This is a genomic window from Aeromonas sp. MR16, from assembly GCF_022549315.1.
Lineage (GTDB): Bacteria > Pseudomonadota > Gammaproteobacteria > Enterobacterales > Aeromonadaceae > Aeromonas > Aeromonas aquatica.
Genome location: NZ_JAKZFK010000001.1, coordinates 61750 through 78330, shown reverse-complemented (window position 1 = coordinate 78330; position 16581 = coordinate 61750). Strand labels below are relative to the sequence as shown.

Annotated in this window: 14 protein-coding genes and 1 tRNA gene; all 15 read left to right on the top strand. The window is 65.5% G+C overall.

Going from position 1 to position 16581, the window contains the following annotated elements; translation table 11 throughout:
- Positions 1–263: 263 nt before the first annotated feature.
- The 15 genes from MM194_RS00325 to hypE all read left to right on the top strand — a co-directional run bounded on the left by MM194_RS00325 (position 264) and on the right by hypE (position 16572).
- The gene (locus MM194_RS00325; protein ID WP_241342271.1) at positions 264–926 is read left to right on the top strand and encodes a 4Fe-4S dicluster domain-containing protein; all 663 of its coding nucleotides are present in this window, start codon (positions 264–266) and stop codon (positions 924–926) included.
- Positions 926–2815, top strand: a complete 1890-nt coding sequence (gene hyfB, locus MM194_RS00320) for a hydrogenase 4 subunit B (protein WP_241342270.1) — start codon at positions 926–928, stop codon at positions 2813–2815. The genes MM194_RS00325 and hyfB overlap by 1 nt, the downstream gene beginning before the upstream one ends.
- Positions 2815–3768 carry an NADH-quinone oxidoreductase subunit H gene (locus tag MM194_RS00315; RefSeq protein WP_042653521.1) on the top strand — a complete coding sequence of 318 codons (954 nt, stop codon included), beginning with the start codon at positions 2815–2817 and terminating at the stop codon, positions 3766–3768. Before hyfB ends, MM194_RS00315 begins: the two co-directional genes overlap by 1 nt.
- Positions 3769–3844: 76 nt before the next feature.
- A complete protein-coding gene (locus tag MM194_RS00310; RefSeq protein WP_241342269.1) occupies positions 3845–5563 on the top strand; it encodes a hydrogenase large subunit in 1719 nt (572 codons plus the stop codon).
- A gap of 9 nt (positions 5564–5572) precedes the next feature.
- Positions 5573–6118 carry a formate hydrogenlyase complex iron-sulfur subunit gene (locus tag MM194_RS00305; RefSeq protein ID WP_241342268.1) on the top strand — a complete coding sequence of 182 codons (546 nt, stop codon included), beginning with the start codon at positions 5573–5575 and terminating at the stop codon, positions 6116–6118.
- Complete coding sequence (locus MM194_RS00300) at positions 6118–6933, top strand: NADH-quinone oxidoreductase subunit B family protein (RefSeq protein WP_241342267.1); 816 nt, start codon at positions 6118–6120, stop codon at positions 6931–6933. Before MM194_RS00305 ends, MM194_RS00300 begins: the two co-directional genes overlap by 1 nt.
- Positions 6926–7339 carry a formate hydrogenlyase maturation HycH family protein gene (locus MM194_RS00295; protein ID WP_241342266.1) on the top strand — a complete coding sequence of 138 codons (414 nt, stop codon included), beginning with the start codon at positions 6926–6928 and terminating at the stop codon, positions 7337–7339. The genes MM194_RS00300 and MM194_RS00295 overlap by 8 nt, the downstream gene beginning before the upstream one ends.
- Positions 7339–7833: a hydrogenase maturation peptidase HycI gene (gene hycI, locus MM194_RS00290; RefSeq protein WP_241342265.1), complete on the top strand. Its 495-nt coding sequence runs from the start codon at positions 7339–7341 to the stop codon at positions 7831–7833. The genes MM194_RS00295 and hycI overlap by 1 nt, the downstream gene beginning before the upstream one ends.
- A gap of 188 nt (positions 7834–8021) precedes the next feature.
- Positions 8022–8113 (top strand) — tRNA-Sec (locus tag MM194_RS00285).
- 203 nt (positions 8114–8316) lie between these two features.
- Complete coding sequence (selA, locus tag MM194_RS00280) at positions 8317–9768, top strand: L-seryl-tRNA(Sec) selenium transferase (RefSeq protein WP_241342264.1); 1452 nt, start codon at positions 8317–8319, stop codon at positions 9766–9768.
- Between the two features lie 4 nt (positions 9769–9772).
- Positions 9773–11713, top strand: a complete 1941-nt coding sequence (locus tag MM194_RS00275; protein WP_241342262.1) for a SelB C-terminal domain-containing protein — start codon at positions 9773–9775, stop codon at positions 11711–11713.
- Positions 11710–14109 (top strand): carbamoyltransferase HypF, encoded by a 2400-nt coding sequence (gene hypF, locus MM194_RS00270; protein WP_241342260.1) that lies wholly within the window; start codon positions 11710–11712, stop codon positions 14107–14109. The genes MM194_RS00275 and hypF overlap by 4 nt, the downstream gene beginning before the upstream one ends.
- 9 nt (positions 14110–14118) lie before the next feature.
- Complete coding sequence (locus tag MM194_RS00265) at positions 14119–14370, top strand: HypC/HybG/HupF family hydrogenase formation chaperone (RefSeq protein ID WP_033130236.1); 252 nt, start codon at positions 14119–14121, stop codon at positions 14368–14370.
- Complete coding sequence (gene hypD / locus MM194_RS00260) at positions 14364–15476, top strand: hydrogenase formation protein HypD (RefSeq protein ID WP_241342259.1); 1113 nt, start codon at positions 14364–14366, stop codon at positions 15474–15476. The genes MM194_RS00265 and hypD overlap by 7 nt, the downstream gene beginning before the upstream one ends.
- Before the next feature lie 91 nt (positions 15477–15567).
- Positions 15568–16572, top strand: a complete 1005-nt coding sequence (gene hypE, locus MM194_RS00255) for a hydrogenase expression/formation protein HypE (protein WP_241342258.1) — start codon at positions 15568–15570, stop codon at positions 16570–16572.
- The last annotated feature ends 9 nt before the right edge of the window (positions 16573–16581 follow it).

Genomic DNA, 16581 nt, shown 5'->3' with positions numbered 1-16581 from the left:
TCTTTTCCCCGCTAGCCGAGATTGCCCTCCTCATGCCCCTGGCCACACCAGTCCCCTGGTGTGACGAACCCTGTCCTGCCCTTCGTCACAAGTGACGAACGTCACGGTTCGACAGTTGCCCGCCTCGGTGACACGCCACCAGACAAAATTAAAAATCACATAAAAACAGTCAGTTAAACTCATTCCCAGCGCCACACACAATCTGGCCCGCATTTTGCCATCCTGCTCCTACTTTCTCCGTTCGCGACACGACAAGGTAGGCTATGAACCGCTTCGTTATCGCTGATCCCAAACTTTGTATCGGTTGTGGCACCTGTATGGCGGCCTGCAGCACGGTTCACAAGGCCAAGGGTTTGCAACAGGCCCCCCGATTAACCGTCATGCGACACGAGCAGGCGACCATGCCGGTTCAGTGCCGTCACTGTGACGACGCCCCCTGCATCAAGGTGTGCCCGGTCGAGGCCATCTGCCAGACCGAGGATGCGGTGCAACTGAACGAGTCGCTCTGCATCGGCTGCAACCTGTGCGCCGTGGCCTGCCCCTTCGGCGCCATCCAGAGCGGCGGCAGCCGTCCGGTGGCCATGGCCACCAGCTATGACAGCTACATCCCCTGCTCGGTGCGCTCCAGCAACCCTTCCACCTCCGCCGGCCTGCGCTGCTTCGGGGAAGACTTGCTGAGCTGGGAGCCCGGCGTGCGCGCCATCGCGGTCAAATGCGATCTCTGCGCCTTTCGCGAAGAGGGCCCGGCCTGCATCGATGCCTGCCCCTCTCAGGCGCTGACCCTGGTGAGCGAGGACGACAGCGCCCACACCGCCCGCGAGCGCCGCCTGCAGGCAGCCCAATCCCATCCGGAAGGGGCCCCCGCATTCAGTGCCACGGCCTCGCCCTCTTCACCGCACTCATTGACAGCCAAGGGAGATCGCTGATGCTGCCCCCTCTTCTACTGGGCACCCTGTTGCTCCTTCTGGCAGGCGCGCTGCTGGGCGCCGCCGCAGGCTGGCTGCTGAACAGCGCCGCCCTCGCCAACCGCCTCAACAGCGGCTTCGCCCTGCTGGGCTCCCTCTGCGGTGCCATGGTCGCCGGACAGACCCTGGCGCGGGGCACCCCCATTGACGGCGCCCTCTGGCTGCTGGGCTCGGTGCACCTCGACATGCTGGCGGCGCTGATGCTCTTGGTGATCACGCTGGTCGGTGTGGCGGTGGCGCTCTACTCCTTTGCCTACATCAAGGAGTACCAGGGCAAGGGGGACGTCAGCATAGGCGTGCTGATGAACCTCTTCCTGTTCGCCATGGTCGCCATGGTGCTGTGCGACAACGCGCTGGGCTTCCTGCTCAGCTACGAGCTGGTGACGCTCACCAGCTACTGGCTGGTCAAGACCAACCCGGACGCCGCCAAGCAGAGCCGCCTCTATCTGGTGATGAACCACATCGGCATGGCGCTGGTGCTGGTCGCCTTCTGGTTGCTCTGCCAGGGCAGCGGCAGTCTGGAATTCAGCGTGCTGCGCGAGCATCACCTCGGCGGCGCCCTGGCCTCGCTGGTGTTCCTGCTCAGCTTCTGCGGCTTCGGCCTGCGCGCCGGCTTCGTGCCGCTGCACGGCTGGTTGCCGGTGGCCGAGCCCGTCGCCCCCTCCCATATCTCGGCGCTGATGTCCGGGGTCATGGTCAAACTGGGTCTGTTTGGCATTCTGCGGGTGACCATCGATTTTCTCGGCGCCAGCCAGCTCTGGTGGGGCTACATGGTGCTGATCTTCGGTGCCTGCTCGGCGGTGCTTGGGGTGCTGTTTGCGCTTGCCGAGCACGATCTCAAGCGGCTGCTCGCCTACCACACGGTGGAGAACATCGGCATCATCCTGATGGGAATGGGGATCGGCATGATTGGCCTGGCCAATCAGCAACCGACCCTGGTGGTGCTGGGGCTGCTCGGCGCCCTCTATCACCTGCTCAACCACGCCATCTTCAAGAGCCTGCTGTTCATGGGCACCGGCTCCGTGATGTTCCGCCTCCACAGCCGCGACATGGACAAGATGGGCGGCCTGGCCAAGCTGATGCCCTGGACCGCGCTGGCGTTCCTCATCGGCGCCATGGCCATCTCGGCGCTGCCGCCGCTCAACGGCTTCGTCAGCGAGTGGTTCATCTATCAGGCCCTGCTCTCCATGACCAAACTCGGCACCTCCGTCGTCGCCCCGCTGGCGGTGGTGATGCTGGCGGTGACCGGCGCCATGGCGGTGATGTGCTTCGTCAAGGTCTATGGCATCTGCTTCTGCGGCGCCCCGCGCAGCGAGAAGGCGAGTCAGGCCCGCGAAGTGCCCAGCACCATGGTGGCGGGCACCCTGCTGCTGGCGGCGGTCTGTCTGGTGCTGGGGCTGGGCGCCCCCTGGATTGCCCCCCTGGTCAACGGCTACGGCCAGGCGCTGCTCGCCGAGCAAGTGGCGAGCCAGGTAGCGACCGGTGCCACCCTGCTGCCGCTCGATAGCGCTCAGGCGATCCTCTCCCCGCCGGTGATTGCCCTCACCCTGCTCGGCCTGCTGCTGGTGCCGCTGCTGATCCTGGCGCTGTTCAAAGGGCCCAAGCTGGCTCGTCGTCACGCCGGCACTCCCTGGGCCTGCGGTTACGCCTATGAGGAGCGCATGAGCCTCACCTCCGGCGGTGTCACCCATACCCTGCGCCAGATCTGCGCCCCCCTCTATCGGCAGCGTCCGCGCCTCGATCTCGCCAGCTCGCTGCAAGGGGTGAGCGCGGCGCCGTCCCCCGCTGGCTGGCTGCTCCATGGCCTGGTGCTGGCGCTCTTTATCCTGATGGCTGTTGGAGTTCAATGATGCCCGCTCTCGAAATGCCAAGCTGGGGCATGCTTGCCCTGGCCCTCACCCAGGCCATCGCCATGCTGGCGCTGGCTCCGCTCGCCACCGGCTTCAACCGGGTGCTGCGTGCCAAGATGCACTCGCGCCAGGGGCCCGGCCTGCTGCAGGATTACCGCGATATCGGGAAACTGCTGCGCCGCCAGGAGGTCACCCCCGAGCCTGCCGGCATCATCTTCAACCTGATGCCGGCGGTGCTCATCGCCGCCTTGCTGCTGGTGGCCATGGCGCTGCCGACCCTGACCCATGAATCCCCCTTCCCCATCGCCGGGGATCTCATCACCGACATCTACCTGTTCGCCATCTTCCGCTTCTTCTTCTCCCTGGCGGGGCTCGACAGCGGCAGCATGTTTGCCGGCATAGGTGCCCGCCGCGAGCTGACCCTGGGGATCCTGGTCGAGCCCATCCTGGTGCTGGCCTGCTTCATCATGGCGATGATGGTGGGCAGCTCGGATCTGGGCAACATCAGCACCTACGTGGCCACCCAGCCGCTGGCCGCCCCGGTCGCCACCCTGCTGGCGGGCGCCGCCTGTGCCTTCGCGGTCTTCGTCGAGATGGGCAAGCTGCCCTTTGACTGCGCGGAAGCCGAGCAGGAGCTGCAGGAGGGGCCGCTCACCGAGTATTCCGGCGCGGGCCTGGCCCTGCTCAAGCTCGGCCTTGGCCTCAAGCAGCTGGTGGTGGTGCAACTCTTCCTGGTGATTTTCCTCCCCTTCGGCAAGGCGGCGGACTGGAGCCTGCCCGCGCTGGCGGTAGCGGCGCTGATCCTCGCCTGCAAGCTGCTGGTGGCCTTCGCACTGGCGGGCCTCATCGAAAACGCCATGGCCCGCACCCAGTTCGTGCGCACCCACAAGCTGACGCGCTATGGCCTGGGGCTCGCCCTGCTGGCCCTGCTCGCCTATCTGGTCGGGGTATAAGCCATGCCCGCCACAGCCGCCTTTTCCGATTTCATATTTTCCGATTGCTCATTCCCGAACATAAAGTGAGAACTGCATGACCATCGCCATCATGGATCGCATCGGTTGCGACTACATCCAGCAACTGCGACAGCAACTGCCCCACGCCATCATCGACGAGCAGTGGCAGACCGTCGATCAGGCCACCCTGACCGTCAAGCCCACGGATCTGGTGGCCCTCACCAGCCTGCTGTTCCACAAGCTGGGCGGCTGGCTGTCGGTCTCCTTCGCCAACGACGAGCGCAGCCTGAACGGCCACTTCGCCGTCTACCACGTCTTCTCCATGGAGGGGGAGACCAAGAGCTGGATCACCGTCAAGGTGCTGGTCGAAGCCATAGAGCAGGAGTACCCCTCCATCACCCCGACCATTCCGGCAGCGGTGTGGGGCGAGCGGGAGATCCGCGACATGTACGGCCTGCGCGCCGTGGGCCTGCCGGACGAGCGCCGGCTGGTGCTACCCGATGACTGGCCGGAAGACATCCATCCGCTGCGAAAAGACGCCATGGATTACCGCCAGCGCCCCATGCCCACCACGGACACCGAGACCTACCCCTTCGTAAACGAGCTGGGCAACGAGGCCAACCGCATAGTGCCGGTGGGCCCGCTGCACATCACCTCGGACGAGCCGGGTCACTTTCGGCTGTTCGTGGACGGCGAGGACATCATCGACGCCGACTACCGGCTGTTTTATGTCCACCGTGGCATGGAGAAGCTCGCCGAGACCCGCATGGGTTACAACGAGGTGGCCTTCCTCACCGATCGGGTGTGCGGCATCTGCGGCTTCACCCACAGCGTCGCCTACACCACCTCGGTGGAGAACGCCATGGGCATTCAGGTGCCGGAGCGGGCCAAGATGATCCGCGCCGTGCTGCTGGAGGTGGAGCGGCTGCACAGCCACATCCTCAACATCGGGCTCTCCAGCCACTTCACCGGCTTCGACACCGGCTTCATGCAGTTCTTCCGGGTGCGGGAGAAATCCATGACCCTGGCCGAGCTGCTGACCGGGGCGCGCAAGACCTATGGCCTCAACCTCATCGGCGGGGTGCGCCGCGACATCTTCAAGGAAGATCGCATCAAGGGCACCCAGCTGGTGCGCGAACTGCGCGACGAGCTCAAGCCCCTGGTGGCCATGCTGCTCGACACCGCCAACATCAGCTCCCGTCTGGTGGGGATCGGCCGCCTCGATCCGCAAGTGGCCCGCGACTTCAGCTGCGTCGGTCCCATGGTGCGGGCCAGCGGCTTCAAGCGCGACGTGCGCCGGGTGCACGACTTCGCCGCCTACCGCGAGCTGCCGATGGAGATCCAGACCCTGGCGGGTTGCGATGTGCAGTCCCGGGTGCTGGTGCGGATCCACGAGCTCTACGACTCCCTCGACATGATCGAATTCGGCCTGCAGCACCTGCCGGAAGGGCCGCTGCTCACCGAGGGCTTCACCTATCAGCCGGGCAAGTTTGCGCTGGGCTTCACCGAGGCGCCCCGCGGTGAGAACGTGCACTGGAGCATGACGGGGGACAACCAGAAGCTGTTCCGCTGGCGCTGCCGCGCCGCCACCTACGCCAACTGGCCCGCCCTGCGCTACATGCTGCGGGGCAACACGGTGGCGGATGCGCCGCTGATCATCGGCAGCCTGGATCCCTGCTACTCCTGCACCGATCGGGTCACCCTGGTCGATCCCAAGAAGGGCAAGTCCACCGTGGTCTCCTACAAGGAGATCGAGCGCTACGGTATCGATCGCAAAAACTCTCCGCTCAAGTAAGGGGTCATCATGATCAAGCTGTTCAAGACCATACTCCGGGCCGGCACGCCGACCGCCAAGTACCCCTTCGCCCCCTACGAGGTGAACCGGGATTTTCGCGGCAAACCCAAATATCAGGCGGATCAGTGCATCGCCTGCGCCGCCTGCACCAAGGCCTGCCCGGCCAACGCGCTGGTGATGGAGGTCGATATGGAGACTGGCGAGCGCCGCTGGGAGATCTCCATGGCCCGCTGCATCTTCTGCGGCCGCTGCGAAGAGGTCTGCCCGACCCGCGCCATCGCCCTCTCCCCCGAGTTCGAGCTGGCGGTGACCAACAAGGCCGATCTCTATGAGGAGGCCCGCTTCGCGCTGGCCCCCTGCACCCTGTGCGGTACCTACTTTGCCCCGAGCAAGCTAGTGGCGCTGGTGGAGGACACCCTCAAGCAGGCAGGCACGCCGCTGGCGACCCCGGAGCGCCTGCACCACTGCCCCGACTGCAAACGAAAACAGAGCATGCTGAGCCAGCCTGACTCGGCCCTGGCCACACCGATTGCCACACAACAGGAGTGGATGTGATGAGCAAGATCAAAGGCATAGAACCGGTTGTCGGCCATGCCCATACCCGCGCCGTGCCGCTGGCACAGGACCCCGAGATCACCAAACTTAAAAAAACCCTGCTCAAAGACATTCGCCGCTCGGCATATGTCTATCGGGTCGATTGCGGTGGCTGCAACGCCTGCGAAATAGAGATCTTCGCCACCATCACACCGCTGTTCGATGCCGAGCGCTTCGGCATCAAGGTGGTCGCCTCCCCCCGCCACGCCGACATCCTGCTCTTTACCGGCGCGGTAACCCGGGCGATGCGGGTGCCTGCCCTGCGCGCCTACGAGGCGGCCCCGGATCCCAAGATCTGCATCGCCTATGGTGCCTGCGGCTGTGACGGCGGCATCTTCCACGATCTCTACTGCGTCTGGGGCGGCACCGACAAGATAGTGCCGGTGGATGTCTATATTCCCGGCTGCCCCCCCACCCCGGCGGCCACCATCTACGGCTTCGCGGTGGCCCTCGGCCTGCTGGAGCAGAAACTGAAAGCCACCAGCCACGAGGTACAGGCGGGGGAACGGGTCGAGCTGCGCCACACCGGCATCCCGAGCGAGATCCGGGTGATGATAGAGCGCGAGGCGCGCCGCATGGCGGGCTACCGTCAGGGCCGCATCATCGCCGACGAGTTCATGGCGCTGCTGGAGGGGGCCACCCAGCAGGACGTGGATCTGCGTATCCAGGGCTACCTTGCCCAGCATGACGACCCGCGCCTCTGTGAGATCGTCAACAACCTGGCCAACGCCTGCCTCAACCGGGGCGCGGGCAAGAGAGAGGTCGTCCATGGCTGACCAGGTCTTCTTCTATCGCCTCTCCCGCAAGTTCGTGGACGAGCAGTTCGACGTGCCGGAGGAGGCGAAAGAGGTGATGTACTACAGCCTCGCCATCGGCCACCACCTCGGCATCGTCGACTGCCTCAGTGCCGATCTGGTCTGCCCGCTAACGGGCTATCGGGACTGGGTGGCCAAGCTGCCAGCGGGCAGCGAGGCGCGGCGCAAGATGGAGGGGTTTCTCACCTTCGGCGAGATCACCGTCTATCGGGAGCACTGCCACCTGCTGGCCTGCGCCTTCGACCGGCTGCGCCAGGCCGAAGGCGCCTTGAACGAGCAGGAGCGGGGCTGGACCGACACTTTCATGAACCAGCTCACCGCCCTGCATAACGATCCTCATATGTACCTGATGGTAAGGAGCCGCTGATGGGCTGCAATCTCGTGTTGACCGTGGGCAATGCCATGATGGGTGACGATGGCGCCGGCCCCTATCTGGCCGAAAAGCTGCAGGCAGCCCCCCTGCCCGGCTGGGTCCATATCGACGGCGGCATAGCGCCGGAGAACAGGGTGCACCAGGTACGGGAGCTGAAACCGGATCGGGTGCTGCTGGTGGATGCCGCCGAGCTCGGCGAGAAGGCGGGCACCCTCAAGGTGATCCCCCCCGACACCATAGCCGACATGTTCATCTTCTCGACCCACAACATGCCGCTGAACTTTCTCATCGACGAGCTCAAGCGCTTCGTGCCAGAGGTGATCTTCGTCGGGGTGCAACCCGCCATCGTTGCCTTCTCCTTCCCCATGACCGGGATGGTGAGCGAGGCGATGGATTATCTTTATCAGCATCTGGATACCGCCAAGGATACCAAGTTGTTAATACGCCAGCTCGCCCAGTGGAATAAGGTCAACGACGCGGCACTATAATTTACCAAGTTGTTAAAAACGGCCAGACAGGAATTTAATCGACGCCCGATGTTAAAATAAAAACATCGGGCTAATCGCCCTGTTTTTGATATAAAACAACTCTCCTTCAAATAATATAAATGCCGTTTTTATATGGCAAAAAAAGCGTTGTCAGCCAGGGGGCCTTGCCCCAAAATGGCGGCCACTGCGGAAGTTGATGGGGTCTGGTGGCCTCCTCGGTCTTCAAAACCGATGTGAGCCGAGAAGGCTCGGGCAGGTTCGATTCCTGCCTCTTCCGCCACTTTCCTATATTGGATGCATCGACTAGATACCGCTTGCCAATATTATTCCGGGATGGTTTCCTCGGTCGTGAATTAATTTGTCAGAACCGTTTCAGCATTAACACTCTGTGCAAGTTGTCCGCCCGTAAATAACCGCCAGCCCCGTCAATCTATCGGCAAACCGGTGTGCATCCGTCACCCACGCACTGCCCTGGTAACCCCCATGCCGAACCAGTCACAGCCTCAAGCGTCCGCCGTCGACCAGCCAAGCCATCGCCTGCCACAGGTCGAACAACTGCTGCAGCAAGCCTTCCTCGCCCCCCATATCGCCCGTCTGAGCCGGCCGCTGGTGACCCAGCTGGTGCGCGACACCTTGAGCGAGCTGCGCCAGAGCGAAGGCTTTCGCCAGCATGGGGTGGCGCTCGCCCGGCTTGAGGGGCTGCTCGACAGTCGCTGCCGGCAGTGGGTACGCCAGCGCCAGACCCGGCTGATCAACGCCACCGGCACGCTCGTTCATACCAATTTGGGGCGCTCGCCGCTCTGCGCCGAACTGTGGGACGAGGTGCGCGAGCTCAACACCGGTTACAACAACCTTGAGCTGGATCTCGCCACCGGCAAGCGCGGCGGGCGCAAGGGGCTGATCGCCCCCCTGCTCGCCTGCCTGACCCAGGCCGAAGACTCCCTGGTGGTGAACAACAACGCAGCCTCCCTCTTCCTGCTGCTGCAAGAGGTGGCCAAGGGGCGCGAGGTGATCGTCTCCCGGGGCGAGCAGATCCAGATCGGCGGCGGCTTTCGCATCCCCGACATACTGGCGCTGTCTGGCGCCAAACTGGTGGAGGTGGGCACCACCAACATCACCACGGCCCGGGACTACCTCGATGCCATCACCGATCAGACCGCGCTGGTGCTGATGGTGCACAGATCCAACTTCGCCATTCGCGGCTTCACCGAGTCCCCCGACATCGGCGAAGTGGCCCGCGCCCTGCCGGATCACATAGTGCTGGCGGTGGATCAGGGCTCGGGCCTCACCACCGAGGAGTTCGCGCCGGACGAGACCTCGGTGCGCCAGTACCTCAAGGCGGGGGCGGATCTGGTCTGCTACTCGGGCGACAAGCTGCTGGGGGGGCCCCAGTGCGGCATCATCGGCGGCCGTGCGGATCTCATCAAGCGGCTGGAGAAGCACCCCATGATGCGCACCTTCCGCCCGAGCCGCATCGTCTACTCCCTGCTCGAGCGCCTGCTCATCCACAAGCTCAACAAGTCCCCCACCGGGGCCGGCATCGCCCAGCGTACCCTGAGCTCCCCCGCCGCCATGCAGGCCAGGGCCGACCAGTTGCTGGCCGCCCTGCCCGGTTGCTTTATACAGGTACCCGCCCAGCTGGTGGTCGGCGGCGGCACCCTGCCGGACGAGTTCTACCCCGCCCCGGCGCTGGCCTGTCTGGACTCCCGCCCCGCCCAGCAACTGCTCGACGCCCTGCGAGATCTCCCGGTGCCGGTGATCGCCACGGTACGCCAGCAGCAGGTGCTGCTCAACATGGCTTCCTTGCTGGAGGAGGATATATCAGTGCTGGTTTCGCAGTTAAAGGTGCTGCTAAATCCAGTAAAGGACAGTGAAAACACCATCAATATCGGCCAGACGAGCCATCCCCTCAGCATCCCGAACGAGGTGCCCTGATCCCATGACCTCCTACCGCGCCGTCATCGGCCTCGCCGGTCACGTGGATCATGGCAAGACCCTGCTGATCCAGGCCCTCACCGGTATCATCACCGCCCGCCCCCACGAGCAGGCCATCGGCATGACCCAGGATCTCGGTTTCGCCCACTTCGACGACGGCCAGGGCAACACCATCGGCGTCATCGATGTGCCCGGCCACGAGCGCTATGTCCGCAACATGGTGGCGGGGCTCTGGAGCCTGGATCTGGTGCTCTTGGTCATCGCCGCCGACGAGGGCTGGATGCCGATGACCGGCGATCACCTGCGCCTGCTCAAGGCCATGGGGGTGCCGCGCCTGCTGGTCTGCATCAACAAGTGCGATCTGATAAGCCCCGACGAGCTTGAACTGCTGGAGGAGACGCTGCTGGAGCGGGTGATGGACGAGAGCGGCATGGTGCCCGACATCGTCTGCGTCAGCGCCAAGAGCGGCGACAACATCGACGGCCTGCACGCCGCCATCGTGGGCCAGCTTGCCGATGTACAAGAATCGCAAACTGCCCGCGAACAGGGGGCGCCGCGCCGCTCTCGTGAAGAGGCGCCACCCCGCCTCTATGTGGACAGGGTCTTCACCGCCAGCGGCACCGGCACAGTGCTCACCGGCACCCTGCAGCAAGGCAGCCTCAAGGTGGGGGACAAGCTGCGCCTCTACCCCGCCGATCGGGAGGTGCAGGTGCGCTCCCTGCAGGCCTATCACCAGAGCGTCGACGAGATAGGCGCCGTCTGCCGGGTGGCGGTGGGGCTGAAAAAAGTGCCCCACAAGGAGGTGGCCCGCGGCCACTGCCTCGGCAACGCGGCCGGGGGCTGTCAGGCGGCCACCCACCTGATAGTGCGCCTGGAGGCCGATGGCCAATCCAGCAAAGAACTGCGCACCTCTCTGCGCAACAAGGAGGTCGAGGTGGCGCTGGGCAGCTGGCATGGCCGGGCCCAGCTGATCTATATCCGCGACGCTGACGCAGAGGATGCCGATCACCCTGGGCTCGCCCGCCTCGTCTTCACCAGTCCCCTGCCCTGCTTCTTCGGCCAGCCGCTCGCCATCATCCGCCACGGCAGCAGCGAGCTGCTGCACGGCGCCCGCATCCTCTGGTGCGGCGACATCTCCCCCGCCAGGCGCAAGGCGCTGCACGCCCTGCTGCGGGCGCTGCCGGAGGATCTCGCGGGCCACAACCCCGCCACCCTGCAGCTGGGGCTCAATGGCTATGCCCCCGCCGATCGCTTTGATGCTCCCCCCGCCGGGGCGGTGCAGCAGGGCGAGTGGATGATGAGCCAGTCCTGGCTGGCGCAGACCCGCGAGGCCATGCTGGCCGCCCTGCAGGCCGAGCCATTGAGCGGCGCCGAGCTCGCCGGCAGGCTGCGCATCGACCCCGAGGCTACCCAGCCGCTGTTGCTGGCGCTCAAGGCCGAGCAACGGATCCGGCTGCACCACGACAAGTGGCAGCCCGGCGGTGGCGAGTCGGAAGACGATCTCGGGGAAGAGGCACTGTTGGTGCTCAAACTGGTGCGAGATCAAGGCAAGGAGGGCTACCAGCCCGGTAAACTGGGCCCCGGCGGTGTTGAGATAGACCCAGTGCGTCATCTCACCCTGCCGGCCGGTTTACGGCAAAAGGGGGCGCTGCAAAAGCAGTTGCGCAATCTGGCAAGGCTCACCTACCTGATACAGCTGGAAGGTCCCATCTACTACGATGCCGAACTCTATCACCACATGGTACGGGCCGTGCTGGCAGGCCAGCGGGTCGGGGATCTGATCGACATGGGCTCGCTCAAGGAGATCACCGGCCTGTCGCGCAAATACGCCATCCCCTTCTGCCTGCGCATGGAGATGGACGGCTGGGTGCGACGGGAAGACAACGATCGCCGGGTGCTGCGCCTGCCCGAGGGCGACCCCCTGGCTGACGAGACGCCGGCATGACGGCGCCCACAACCCCAATGACCCTGCCGCCAGAGGCGAGCACCCCGCTGCGCCTCGAGTTTCAGATCAACGGCATTGTGCAGGGGGTCGGCTTTCGCCCCTTCGTCTATGGCCTGGCCCTGCGCCATCGCCTCACCGGCTATGTGCTCAACGATGCCAGCGGCGTCACCATAGGGGCAGAGGGTTCTCCCGCCCAGCTCGCCGCCTTTGGCCGCGACCTGCGGGCGCTGGCGCCGCCGCTCAGCCGCATCGACAGCTTCGACCAGCGGGCGCTGCCGCTGACGAGCGACCCCGATTTCGATGGCCAGTTTCATATCAGGGCCAGCCAGCAGCAGAGCGCGGCCACGGTGGCCATCTCGCCGGATCAGGGGATGTGCGAGGCCTGCGCCCGGGACATCGCCAATCAGGCGGATCGCCATCACAACTACCCCTTTACCAACTGCACTCACTGCGGCCCGCGCTACAGCATCATTCGCCGCCTCCCCTACGACAGACCCCACACCGCCATGGCCAGCTTCGCCATGTGCCCGCGCTGCGCCAGCGCCTATGAGGATCCCCTGGACAGGCGCTACCACGCCCAGCCGGTGAGCTGCCCCCAGTGCGGCCCCCAGCTTTGCTGGCGCAGCGGCACCGGCGAGGCGCAGGCCAGCCGGGAGGCTGCGCTGCAGGCGGCCGCCCAGGCCCTGCAAGCGGGGGCCCTGGTCGCGGTCAAGGGGATGGGGGGCTACCACCTGATGTGTGATGCCCGCAATGAACTGACCGTGGCCCGGCTGCGCCAGCTCAAGCGCCGCGCGCGCAAGCCGCTGGCGGTGATGATGGGATCCCTCGAAGAGGCGCGGTTGCACGTGACCGGCAGCGAGGCCGAGTGGACCCTGCTGCAATCCCAGCCAAGACCCATCACCTTGCTGCGCAAGCGCACTAACGATGATCGGCCGTCAGAAGCAGCGCCGCTGGCCGAAGGGATAGCCCCCGGCATCCCCTACCTGGGGGTCATGCTGCCCTACACCCCGTTCCACCAGTTGCTGCTGGAGGCCTGCGCCATGCCGCTGGTGGCCACCAGCGCCAATGGCCGCGGCAGCCCGATCCTCATCGAGTGCGAGGCGGTGATCAGGGAACTTGGCAGCGAGATCGACGGCATCCTGGACCACGATCGCCCCATACTGCACCCCTGCGACGACAGCCTGGTACAGTGGGCCGGCGGCAAGCGCCAGACTCTGCGTCTCGCCCGGGGTTATGCCCCCTGCACCCCCAGCCTGAAAGAGCCGGTCAGCACCCCAGTGCTGGCGGTCGGGGCGCAGCAGAAAAACCAGCTGGCGCTCGCCTTCGGCCGCCAGCGCATCTACAGCCCCCATATCGGGGATCTGCACAGCCTGCCGATGCAGGCGCACTTCGAGCAGACCCTGGCCACCTTCCGCGAGCTCTACGATCTCAACCCAACCCTGCTGGTGTCGGACCGCCACCCGGGTTATCTGAGCCACCAGTGGGCCAAGGACTATTGTGCGGCAGAGGGTGCGACCCATCTCGAGGTGCAGCACCACCACGCCCACCTGCTGGCGGTGATGGCCGAGCATGACCACAGCGGGCCCGTGCTCGGCTTCGCCTTCGATGGCACTGGCCTCGGCGACGATGGCACCCTCTGGGGCGGCGAGCTGCTGGTCGCCGACGTACGGGGGTTTGAGCGAGTGGCGCACCTGCGGCCATTTCGGCTGATCGGGGGCGAAGCCGCCATCCGCGAGCCGGTGCGCCAGCTGCTGGGGCTGCTGTTTGAATCCGAGACCCCGGGCGAGATCGGCGAGCTGAATATTGCGGTGATCGACCAGCTGCCCGCCGATCGGATCAGCAACCTGCACCAGCTGTGGCGCCTGGGCCGCAACGCCCCCCATACCAGCTCCATGGGCCGGCTGTTCGATGGGGTCGCCGCCCTGCTCGGCCTGATCGATACCCCCGACTACGAGGGCGAGGCGGGGCTGCTGCTGGAGGCGGCGGCGCTGCGGCTCGCGCCCGATGCCGAGCCCTGGCCGCTGCGGTTCGAAATCACCGACCAAGAAGACGGCCCCCTGCTGATCGAATGGGCACCGCTGCTGGCCGAGCTGCTGCAACGGCGCGCCAGCGTCGAGGTGGCCAGGCTGGCCGCCGGTTTTATCCGCGCCATCAGTCATCTGGTGGTTGCCCTGGCCGAGCGTTTCCCCGGTTATCCGGTGGCGCTCGGGGGCGGCGTCTTCCAGAATCGCGTGCTGATGGACCAGCTCCTCCCCCGCCTCGCCGAGGCCGGGCGCGAGGTCTTGATAAGCCAGACCCTGCCCCTCAATGACGGCGGCATCGCCGCGGGCCAGCTCTGGTTTGCCATCCACCATGTTGCGAAGGAGAGGGCCAAGCCCCTCTCCCCCGCCATTTAGGAGTCTCTCATGTGCCTTTCCATTCCTTCCCAGGTGGTGCAGCTGCACCCCGAAGATAACTGCGTCACCGTCGACACCCTGGGGGTGCAGCGCCGGGTCAGCTGCATGCTGCTCGAGGATCCTCTGGCCCTCGGGGACTATGTGCTGCTCCACATCGGTTTCGTGATGAGCAAGATTGACGAGGAGGAGGCCCAGGCCAGCCTGGAGAGCTTCCGCCAGATGGTGGCGCTGATGCCCAAGCAGGACATACTGCCATGCTGACGCTCAATGACCTGTTTCAGGGCTTTCGCCAGCCCGAGGTGATCCGCGCCCTCGCCGCCCAGATCCACGAGCTGGCCAAGGATATGCCCGAACCCCTGCGGGTGATGGAGGTGTGCGGTGGCCATACCCACACCATCATGAAGTACGGCCTGCCCCAGCTGCTGCCGGACAGCATAGAGTTCGTCCACGGCCCCGGCTGCCCGGTCTGCGTGATGCCCAAGGAGCGCATCGATCAGGCCATCGAGCTGGCCGGTCAGCCCGATGTCATCCTGGTGACCCTGGGGGACATGATCCGGGTGCCGGGCTCCAAGGGATCCTTGGCCCAGCAGCGGGCCAGGGGCAGCGACATCCGCCCCGTCTACGACCCGCTCGATGCGCTGCGCATCGCCACCGAGAACCCGGACAAGACGGTGGTTTTCTTCGCCATCGGCTTCGAGACCTCTACCCCCATGACGGCCGCGCTGCTGGCGGCGGCTGACGCCGCTGGGATAAACAACCTGCTGTTTCATATCAACCATGTGCTGGTGCCCCCCGCCATTCACGCCGTGATGGCCGACGGGGTCGCCAAGGTGAACGCCTTCATCGGCCCCTCCCACGTCAGCGTCATCACCGGCGCCGACATCTATCTGCCGATCGTCGAGCGCTATCGGGTGCCGGTGGTGGTGAGCGGCTTCGAGCCGGTGGACGTGATGGAGGCGCTGCTGATGATGGTGCGCCAGAAGGTGGAGGGACGCTGCGCGCTGGAGGTGCAGTACAGCCGCGCCGTCACCGCCAGCGGCAACCAGGCCGCCCAGCGGCTGGTGGCCCATTATTTCGAGACCCGCGAGCACTTTCGCTGGCGCGGCCTCGGCGACATCAACGCCTCCGCCCTGCGCCTGCGGGACGCCTTCGCCGCCCGCGATGCGGAGCGCCACTTCCAGCTCAGCCAGACCCCCATCGACGATCACAAGGCATGCCAGTGCGCCGACATACTGCGCGGGCTGGCCAAGCCGAACCAGTGCAAGGTCTTCGGCCGGGGCTGCACCCCGACCCAGCCCATGGGCAGCTGCATGGTCAGCTCAGAGGGGGCCTGCAACGCCTACTACCGCTATATGGGGATCCAATGAGCATGAGAGAAATTCAACTTAGCCACTGTGGTCGGGTGATGGGGCGAGATGAACCCGTCTACTTCCATCACTACCTGGAGACCCCATCCCGATGAGAGAGATTCAACTTAGCCACGGTGGTGGCGGTGTCGAGATGAACCAGCTGATCAACCAGCTCTTCTTCCGCCACTTCGGCAACGAGATCCTGCTGCGCGGTGAAGACGCGGCCCTGCTGCCGGTGCAAGGCCCCGTCGCCTTCACCACCGACAGCTTCACCGTCTCGCCGCTCTTCTTCGAGGGGGGCGACATCGGCAAGCTGGCCATCGCCGGCACCGTCAACGATCTCGCCATGATGGGGGCCAGGCCCGAATACCTGAGCTGCAGCTTCATCATAGAGGAGGGCTTCCCCTACGCCGATCTCGCCCGCATCGTCGAGTCCATGGCCTCAGAGTTAACCAAGAGCGGCGCCCGCATCGTCTGCGGCGACACCAAGGTGGTGCCGAGGGGGGCGGCGGACAAGCTGTTCATCAACACCAGCGGGGTCGGCACCTTCCCTTGCCCTGCACAGAGCCGGGGGATCTCGGTGCGCAACCTCAAGCCCGATGACGCCATCCTGGTGTCGCGGGATATCGGCAGCCACGGCGCCTGCATCCTGATGGCCCGCGACGCCCTGCAGCTCGGCTCCGCGCTCAAGAGCGACTGCACCACCCTCTGGCCGCAGGTCGAGGCGCTGCTGGCGGCGGGGCTCACCCCCCACGCCCTGCGCGATGCCACCCGGGGCGGGCTCGCCGCCGTGCTCAACGAATGGAGCACCGCCTCCGGGGTCGCCATCGAGCTGGAAGAGTCCGCCATCCCGGTGTGCGACCCGGTGCGCGGCCTGTGCGAGCTGTACGGCTTCGAGCCTCATGATCTCGCCAACGAAGGCACCATGGTGCTGGCCCTGCCCGCCGAGCAGGCGGACGCCGCGCTGGCGCTGCTGCGCGCCTTCAACCCCTCCGCCAGCCGGATCGGGGTGGTGAAAGAGAGCACCCAGCACAAGGTGATCCTCAACAACCCCTGGGGCAGCCGCCGTTATCTCGAACTGCCACAGGGGGAGCTGCTCCCCCGCATCTGCTAAGTACCCGGC

Excerpts from the sequence above, each read along its gene's own strand:
- MM194_RS00325 (WP_241342271.1), top strand. The coding sequence starts at position 264 with ATGAACCGCTTCGTTATCGCTGATCCCAAACTTTGTATCGGTTGTGGC.
- hyfB (WP_241342270.1), top strand. The coding sequence starts at position 926 with ATGCTGCCCCCTCTTCTACTGGGCACCCTGTTGCTCCTTCTGGCAGGC.
- MM194_RS00315 (WP_042653521.1), top strand. The coding sequence starts at position 2,815 with ATGCCCGCTCTCGAAATGCCAAGCTGGGGCATGCTTGCCCTGGCCCTC.
- MM194_RS00310 (WP_241342269.1), top strand. The coding sequence starts at position 3,845 with ATGACCATCGCCATCATGGATCGCATCGGTTGCGACTACATCCAGCAA.
- MM194_RS00305 (WP_241342268.1), top strand. The coding sequence starts at position 5,573 with ATGATCAAGCTGTTCAAGACCATACTCCGGGCCGGCACGCCGACCGCC.
- MM194_RS00300 (WP_241342267.1), top strand. The coding sequence starts at position 6,118 with ATGAGCAAGATCAAAGGCATAGAACCGGTTGTCGGCCATGCCCATACC.
- MM194_RS00295 (WP_241342266.1), top strand. The coding sequence starts at position 6,926 with ATGGCTGACCAGGTCTTCTTCTATCGCCTCTCCCGCAAGTTCGTGGAC.
- hycI (WP_241342265.1), top strand. The coding sequence starts at position 7,339 with ATGGGCTGCAATCTCGTGTTGACCGTGGGCAATGCCATGATGGGTGAC.
- selA (WP_241342264.1), top strand. The coding sequence starts at position 8,317 with ATGCCGAACCAGTCACAGCCTCAAGCGTCCGCCGTCGACCAGCCAAGC.
- MM194_RS00275 (WP_241342262.1), top strand. The coding sequence starts at position 9,773 with ATGACCTCCTACCGCGCCGTCATCGGCCTCGCCGGTCACGTGGATCAT.
- hypF (WP_241342260.1), top strand. The coding sequence starts at position 11,710 with ATGACGGCGCCCACAACCCCAATGACCCTGCCGCCAGAGGCGAGCACC.
- MM194_RS00265 (WP_033130236.1), top strand. The coding sequence starts at position 14,119 with ATGTGCCTTTCCATTCCTTCCCAGGTGGTGCAGCTGCACCCCGAAGAT.
- hypD (WP_241342259.1), top strand. The coding sequence starts at position 14,364 with ATGCTGACGCTCAATGACCTGTTTCAGGGCTTTCGCCAGCCCGAGGTG.
- hypE (WP_241342258.1), top strand. The coding sequence starts at position 15,568 with ATGAGAGAGATTCAACTTAGCCACGGTGGTGGCGGTGTCGAGATGAAC.